At 64.3% G+C, this 7,295-nt stretch carries 6 protein-coding genes and 1 pseudogene; 6 read left to right on the top strand and 1 reads right to left on the bottom strand.

Annotated features, from left to right (window positions below):
• The 5 genes and pseudogenes from NKH93_RS34045 to NKH93_RS34025 all read left to right on the top strand — a co-directional run.
• Nucleotides 1-305, top strand: a pseudogene (locus tag NKH93_RS34045) (DUF4350 domain-containing protein); the annotation flags it as partial.
• Nucleotides 292-1,248: an AAA family ATPase gene (locus NKH93_RS34040; protein WP_352449246.1), complete on the top strand. Its 957-nt coding sequence runs from the start codon at nucleotides 292-294 to the stop codon at nucleotides 1,246-1,248. The pseudogene NKH93_RS34045 and the gene NKH93_RS34040, both read left to right, overlap by 14 nt.
• Nucleotides 1,245-2,552, top strand: coding sequence for a DUF58 domain-containing protein (locus NKH93_RS34035; RefSeq protein ID WP_352976357.1), 1,308 nt, complete (start codon nucleotides 1,245-1,247; stop codon nucleotides 2,550-2,552). Before NKH93_RS34040 ends, NKH93_RS34035 begins: the two co-directional genes overlap by 4 nt.
• On the top strand, nucleotides 2,549-3,580 hold the full coding sequence (locus tag NKH93_RS34030; RefSeq protein ID WP_352820539.1) for a stage II sporulation protein M: 1,032 nt from the start codon (nucleotides 2,549-2,551) through the stop codon (nucleotides 3,578-3,580). The genes NKH93_RS34035 and NKH93_RS34030 overlap by 4 nt, the downstream gene beginning before the upstream one ends.
• Nucleotides 3,581-3,644: 64 nt before the next feature.
• On the top strand, nucleotides 3,645-4,433 hold the full coding sequence (locus tag NKH93_RS34025; RefSeq protein WP_352490118.1) for an RDD family protein: 789 nt from the start codon (nucleotides 3,645-3,647) through the stop codon (nucleotides 4,431-4,433).
• Between the two features lie 668 nt (nucleotides 4,434-5,101).
• Here NKH93_RS34025 and NKH93_RS34020 read toward each other — a convergent pair.
• Nucleotides 5,102-5,788 carry a D-lyxose/D-mannose family sugar isomerase gene (locus tag NKH93_RS34020; RefSeq protein WP_023674428.1) on the bottom strand — a complete coding sequence of 229 codons (687 nt, stop codon included), beginning with the start codon at nucleotides 5,786-5,788 and terminating at the stop codon, nucleotides 5,102-5,104.
• 246 nt (nucleotides 5,789-6,034) lie between these two features.
• Here NKH93_RS34020 and NKH93_RS34015 point away from each other — a divergent pair, with 246 nt between their 5' ends.
• Nucleotides 6,035-7,093 (top strand): D-TA family PLP-dependent enzyme, encoded by a 1,059-nt coding sequence (locus tag NKH93_RS34015; RefSeq protein WP_352976354.1) that lies wholly within the window; start codon nucleotides 6,035-6,037, stop codon nucleotides 7,091-7,093.
• Nucleotides 7,094-7,295: the final 202 nt, after the last annotated feature.

Raw genomic sequence — 7,295 nt, 5'->3', positions numbered from 1 at the left:
CCTTCGGCAAGCGTGCGCTGGTCGATACGACGGCGATGCTCATGCGGCGTGCCGGCCGGCTGGACGAGCTGGGAGGCCGCTATGCGGCCTTGATGCGGGTGCGCGCCGGCGCGCTGCTCGGCGCACCGCAAGGGTTGCAAGGCAAAGCGCTCGACCACTGGCTCGACTCTCGCGATAAGGAGCAAGCCGGCGGCTTCACGACGCGCTCGCAAGCGGCCGGCGAGGCGAAGAATCTGACGCAGATGCAACAGGCAGCAGAACGGCTGCATGACTGGACGGCAAGGAGGCTCGGTGAACGTCGATGATGTGAAGGCCCTGGCGACACGGATCAGGGAAGAAGTGGCCAAGGCGATCACCGGGCAGCACGATACGGTCGACCTGATGCTGACCGCCTTGTTTGCGGGCGGGCATATCCTGCTGGAAGGTCCTCCGGGCACGGCCAAGACCATGACCGCGCGCTGCTTCGCCCAGGCGCTTGGGATCGCCTACGGGCGGATCCAGTTCACGCCGGACCTGATGCCCGGCGATATCGTCGGGTCGAACATCTACAACTTCCAGACCGGGCAGTTCACGCTGACGCGCGGCCCGATCTTCTGCGATCTCCTGCTTGCCGACGAAATCAACCGCACGCCGCCCAAGACGCAGGCCGCACTGCTCGAGGCGATGCAGGAGCATGCGGTCACCTTCGACGGCACCACGCATTCGCTCGGCCGCAATTTCATGGTCGTCGCGACCCAGAATCCGATCGAGCACCAGGGCGTCTATCCGCTGCCGGAGGCGCAGCTCGACCGCTTCCTGTTCAAGCACCGCGTCAGCTATCCCGGCCCCGAGGAAGAACGAGCCATCATCGTCCATCACGGCGGCGGCTCCGCCTCGCACGACATCGCGCAATATGGCATCGAAGCGCAGACGGACCGCGAGACGCTGCAGGAGGCCCTTGAAGTCGTCGGCTCCGTCACCCTTGTCGACGATGTCGTCGGCTACATAGCGGCGCTGGTTCGGGCTACGCGCGAAAATGCCGATCTGGAGGTCGGGGCCAGTCCGCGCGCCGGCGCCATGCTGGCGCGGGCGGCGCGTGCGCGGGCGGCGCTGGACGGACGCGCCTATGTGATCCCCGACGACGTCAAGGCGCTGGCGGTGCCGGCGCTGCGTCATCGCGTCATCCTTTCGCCTGCCGCACAGATCGATGGCCGGCTGGTCGAGCAGATCGTCTCCGACCTGGTCGACCAGACGGAAGCACCACGTTGATCTATCCCAGCGGCCGAGCGGTATGGGCAGCTGCGGCCGGCGCGGTGCCGGCCTTCCTGGTCGCGCTGGCGCTGCCGTCGTTCTGGTATCTGGGATTGCTGTGGAGTTGCCTGCTGCTTGCCTTCCTGGCGGTGGATGCCGCGGCCGGACGCGGACGGGCATCGCTGAATGCCAGCATCGATGCGCCGCAGCAGGTCGGTGTCGGCGGCGAGTTCAGCGTGCACGTCGCCGCCCGTCACTCGGGGCCGCGCGCCGCGGAGGCCCGCGTCGGCCACGAAGCGCGTCTGGCGCCGGTGGACGGCAGCGGCGGCGCCTTGCTGCCAACCGCCGGAGGCGGCTCGCTCAACCTCCGCTTCCAGGCGCTGCGGCGCGGCGTCGCCAGCTTCGACCGTCTCTGGGTGCGCTGGCGCGGGCCGTTCGGGCTGGTCTGGAACCAGGTCGTGCTGCCGGTGGAAAGCAAGGTTGCGGTGCTGCCCGACGTCAGCAGCGCCCGCGGCGAGGCGATCACGCTGCTGCAACATGCGGCGCTTGCCGAAGGCCATGCGCAGCGCCGCGCCGGTCAAGGCCGCGAGTTCGACGCGCTCAAGGACTACCAGCCGGGCATGGGCCGGCGGATGATCGACTGGAAGCGCAGCGCCCGCCACGGCAAGCTGTTGGCGCGCGAGTTCCGCATCGAGGAGAACAACAACATCGTGCTGGCCATCGACAGCGGACGCCTGATGTGCGAACCGGTCGACGGGGTGCCGAAGGTGGACCGGGCGGTGACGGCCGCCCTGCTGTCGGCATTCATCGCGCTGAAGGGCGGTGACATGGTCAGCCTGTTCGGCTTCGATGCAAGGCCGCGCGTTTCGAGCGGCGCGGTGCGCGGCCCCGCCAGCTTTGCGATGATCCAGAAACGGGCCGCCGAGATCGACTACTCCAGCGAGGAGACCAATTTCACGCTGGCATTGACGACGCTGGCGGCGCGGCTCGACCGCCGCTCGCTGGTCATCATCTTCACCGATTTCGTCGATCCGATCAGCGCGGAATTGATGCTGCGCACCGTGGGCCGGCTCACCGAACGGCATCTCGTGCTGTTCATGATGATGAAGGACACCGAACTGGAGGGCCTGGCCGACCTGCCGCCACGCTCCGGCGAGGATGTTGCCCGCGCGGTCGTTGCCGGAGGGCTCTTGCGCGAAAGGCAGGTCGTCATCGGCCGGCTGCGCCTGCTCGGGGCGCATGTGATCGAAGCCGACCACAACCGGCTCGGCCCGGCGCTGGTCGAGCGCTATCTGCAGTTCAAGCAGGAGGATTTGCTGTGACGGCGCCGGTACGCGGCAATGCGGTGCGCGGCGACGCGGTACGCCAGTCGCTGGCCAGCTTCCGCCGCGAGCGCGAGGCCGACTGGAAGGCATTCGAGGCGCTGCTGGCGCGTGTCGAGAAGCGTGCGCCGCGGACGCTTTCCGAAGAGGAGCTGCTGTCGCTGCCGCTGCTCTATCGATCGGCGCTGTCTTCCCTGTCGGTGGCGCGCGCGACATCGCTCGACAATGCGCTGGTCGGCTATCTCGAAGCGCTGTCGCTGCGCGGTTATTTCTATCTCTACGGCGCGCGCCGCGGGCTGCGGCAGCGCCTCGCCGATTTCTTCCTGCATGACTGGCCCGAAGCCATTCGCGACCTGTGGCGCGAGACATTGGCGTCGGTCGCGCTGATGGTGATCGGGATTGGTGCAGGCGCCTGGCTGGTGGCATCCGACAAGAGCTGGTTCGACGCGATCATCCCGCCCGGCCTGGCAGGAGGCCGCGGCCCCGACACCTCGGCCGAACTGCTGCGCGGCATGCTTTATGATGGCGACAATGGCTTTCTCTCAGGCTTTGCCGCCTATCTGTTCACGCACAACGTCCAGGTCGCAATCCTGGCCTTCGCCCTTGGCTTCGCCTTCGCGGTGCCGACGGTGCTGCTGATGCTGTACAACGGCTGCATGATCGGGGCGTTGTTCCAAGTCTATTGGTCCAAGGGGCTTGGCATGGAGCTCGGCGGCTGGCTGGCCATCCACGGCACCACCGAATTGTTCGCAATCTCTTTGGCCGGCGCGGCGGGCATGCGCATCGGCACCAGCATCGCCTTTCCCGGCGAATTGACACGCATGGCGGCAGCGGCTCGCGCCGGACGCATCGCCGCGAACGCCATGGTCGGGGTCTCGGTCATGCTGCTGTTTGCCGGGCTGCTCGAGGGCATTGGCAGGCAGACCATCACCAGCGACGTCACGCGCTACGGCATCGGCGGTGGCATGCTGGTGCTGTGGATCGGTTATTTCTACCTGTTCCGGGCGGTGCGGCATGGCGATCGTTAAACGCGCCGCCTTTGCGGCTATTCGGCCGCTGATCACGCCCGAAGGCGTCGATCTCCGGATAAAGTTGGCCGACGCCGGCACGCGGGCCTCCGCCTTCCTGCTCGACATCGTGTTCATCGCCGTGGCTGCAATCGTGATCACGATCGTCGCGCTGTTCGGGGTGGGAGGCCTTGGCAGCGAGGGATTTCAGCCGCTCTTCGTCGTCTGGATCATCCTGATCTTCTTTCTGCGCAACGCCTACTTCATCGTCTTCGAAGCGGGCCGGCGCGCGGCTACGCCCGGCAAGCGGATCGTCGGCATCCGGGTCGCGTCGCGCAGCGGAGACGGCCTGTCGATCGACCAGGTCATCGCCCGCAACCTGATGCGCGAGATCGAGGTGTTCCTGCCGCTCTCGATCATCGTTGGACGCAGCGGGACCGACCTCGCCGACACGTTGACGACGGTGTTCGGACTGGTGTGGACGCTGCTGTTTGCCTTGTTCCCGCTGTTCAATCGCGACCGCATGCGGATCGGTGATCTGTTGGCGGGGACCTGGGTGGTAGAGGCGCCGAAGCGCGCCTTGCTTGAAGACCTGTCGGCACGGCAGGATCCGGCGGCCGGCGCCTTCCGGTTCAGCCACGCCCAGCTCGATGCCTACGGGATTGCCGAACTCCACAAGCTGGAAGAGGTGCTGCGCCGCGACGACTATTTCGCCCTGCGGACGGTGGCCGAAACGATCGGACGCAAGATCGGCGCGGCACCCCAAGCCCATGACGCACGCGCGTTCCTGACGGCTTACTACGGCGAGCTACGGGCGCATCTCGAGCGCAAGCTGCTGCTGGGCAACCGCAGGGCCGATAAGCATCAGCGGTAGGTTCGCTTTCGCAGCCCTTCTATTGGAGAACTACGATGGCTTGGGTTTGGTACGATCGATTGGATACGTCGTTTCAGCCGGCGACTTTTGACTACGGTTCTCCAGTAACCCCCGTTGATGCGATGACCTCCGTACCAATCGAGGAATCTCGTGGTCGGCCGGTGCTTCGTGCCAGATCCAATTTAATCAATTTTGAAAGCCTTCACTGCCCACCAACTGGCAACCCTCCGGCTGTTGATGATACGTGGCAGGAAATAATTTTGAAATTCGTGCCCCAAGAGTTTGTTCAATTTTATCCAATAACCTTAGTGACCCGCGACGGAACGACTAACAAGTTTTCTTGGGTTCTGCCACTCAGCCGGGTTCGCTGCATAGATCCAGAACGATCTGATGTTGCCAGCGCGGTGGAAGGAGGTAACGTCTTACATATAATTTCTTGTAATTTTTACGTACACTTTGAGCACTGCTTAGGCACTATTCATCTGGCTAGAGATGAGCAGCAGTTAAATCATATAGTTTTGTCCGACGAATTGAGAACTGCACTCGCCGTAACAGGCGAGTCCTCAATGTTTTTTCGACCAGGCGACGTTCCCACGTTGATTAGGCGGAGGGTCCACTGACCAAAGATAGCGCAAACTTTGCCAACCGGCCAGACCGCCCGTCGCTTCTTACCCCACCCACTTCTCATAATCGGACACCAGCAGATGCAGCGGTGCTGTGTCCTCGTCGATGTCCGCGAAGCGGCCGATTGGTTCGCGAAAGACATTGTCGGTGAGATCGTCGTTGACGGTCGAAACCTCGCCGATCAGCACGTCCTTGCCCTCCGCCCAGAAGGCGTGCCAGACGCCCGGCAGCAGCGTCACGCTCTGGCCTGGGTCGAGTTTCAGCAGCCCACCCGCGGGCAGCCTGTGGATGGTTCCGTCAACAGGCACCGATACTTCGGCCTTCGGATCGATGCCGCCATCGCGATCATGCATGAACAGCTCCAGCACCAGTTTGCCGCCGCCACGGTTGATGATGTCCTCCGCCTTGATGTTGTGGCGGTGCATCGGCGACAGCTGATCCTTGCGCGAGATCATGATCTTTTCGGCATAAAGCATGCCCATGCCCTTCTTCATGTCCTCGTAGCGGCCGTTGCGAACGGTGAACAGGAACAGGCCGAGCTCGTCGAATTTCTCCTGGCCGTAGTCGGTGATGTCCCAGCCAAGCCGCGACGAGAAGATTGCCGACGAATCCTGCCGACGCGCCTTCATCTCTTCCGGCGACCAGTAGGCGAAGGGCGGCATGATGTAGCCGAACGAGCGGATGAAGGCGTCGGCGTCGCGGATGATATCGTTGATGGCGGAGCGTTTCATGATCGTGGTTCCTTCCCGTCGCTTTGCGAGCGCTAGAACGGTTCATCGTTTCACGGAACGCCGAACCGCTCTATCTTTTTTTTGGACGCAACTCCGGACGGAAAACCGTTTCACACTTTTCCTGGAATTGCTCAAACCGCAATAGCCGAACGTCCATCCGGTGTCGATGCAAACTGCTGTCGCTGGCCCCATGACATGCGGTCCGATCAGGGCCATAAGGTCAACCAATTTTCCGATGGTGAGACCATGCGCAGCATAGACGACCTCGATACGCCGGCGATCCTGATCGATGCCGGCCGCGCCGAAGCCAATATCGCGCGGGCGCAGGCCCATGCCGACAGCCATGGGCTGAAGCTCCGGCCGCACATCAAGACCCACAAACTGCCCTACTGGGCAAAGAAGCAGATCGCGGCCGGCGCCGTCGGCATCACCTGCCAGAAGATCGGCGAGGCCGAGGTCATGGCCGACGCCGGACTGACCGACATCTTTCTGCCCTACAATATCGTCGGGCGGGCCAAGCTGGAGCGCCTCAAGGCGCTGCACGGCCGCGTAACCCTGTCGGTGACAACGGACAGCATGGACACGCTGATGGGGCTTGCCGCCACCATTACCGATCCCGGCCACCGCCTGCCGGTGCTGGTCGAATGCGACACCGGCATGGGCCGCTGCGGTGTGCAGTCGGCCGGCGAGGCAGTCGCGCTGGCGAGCGAGATCAACAAGGTCCGGGGGCTCGTCTTCGGCGGCTTGATGACCTACCCGGGGGCCGGTCGCGCCGCCGAGACCGAGGCGTGGCTCGCCGATGCGCAACAAGCACTTGCCGCAGCCGGCCTTGCTTGCGAGCGCATCTCCAGCGGCGGCACACCCGATATGTGGCGTTCCGGCGAGGCTTCCGTCGTTACCGAATACCGGCCCGGCACCTACATCTATCTCGACCGCTACCAGGTCGCCAAGGGCGTCGGCAGCCTCGACGATTGCGCGCTGACGGTGCTGTCGACGGTGGTCAGCCACCCAACGCCGACACGCGCCATCCTCGACGCCGGCAGCAAGGCCCTGTCCAGCGATACGCTGGGGCTCGCCGATTTCGGCGAGCTGCTGGGCATTTCAGGCGCAAGGGTGACCAGCCTCAGCGAAGAGCACGGCAACGTCACGCTGTCAGGCGGCGCCGAGCTTCGCATCGGCGAGCGCGTGCGCGTCGTGCCCGACCATTGCTGCGTCGTCACCAACCTGTTCGACGAGGTGCATCTGATCGAAGGCGACAAGGTACTGGAAACGCTCCCGGTCAAGGCGCGCGGACGGATGGGATGAGTCCAGCTGGAGCGCGTGCGCTTCAGGTACAAAATCCTTCAAACGCTGGAGGGACAGCACCCCCCCTCTGGCCTGCCGGCCATCTCCCCCTCAAGGGGGTGTTTGGACCGGAGACATCGCGAACAGGTGTGCGAGGACATCGCGAACAGTTTGGCGCGCTTTGCGCCGGGAGGTTCGGGATGCCATTCGAGGACACGAGCGC

This window comes from Mesorhizobium sp. M0954 (assembly GCF_040319155.1).
Classification (GTDB): Bacteria; Pseudomonadota; Alphaproteobacteria; order Rhizobiales; family Rhizobiaceae; genus Mesorhizobium.
Note: the sequence above shows the minus strand (reverse complement) of the source record. Positions and strands in the feature narration are given on the sequence as shown.

What these genes read in the sequence shown, in the direction of transcription:
- NKH93_RS34020 (WP_023674428.1), bottom strand. Translation starts at nt 5,788, where the DNA reads ATGAAACGCTCCGCCATCAACGATATCATCCGCGACGCCGACGCCTTC.
- NKH93_RS34015 (WP_352976354.1), top strand. Translation starts at nt 6,035, where the DNA reads ATGCGCAGCATAGACGACCTCGATACGCCGGCGATCCTGATCGATGCC.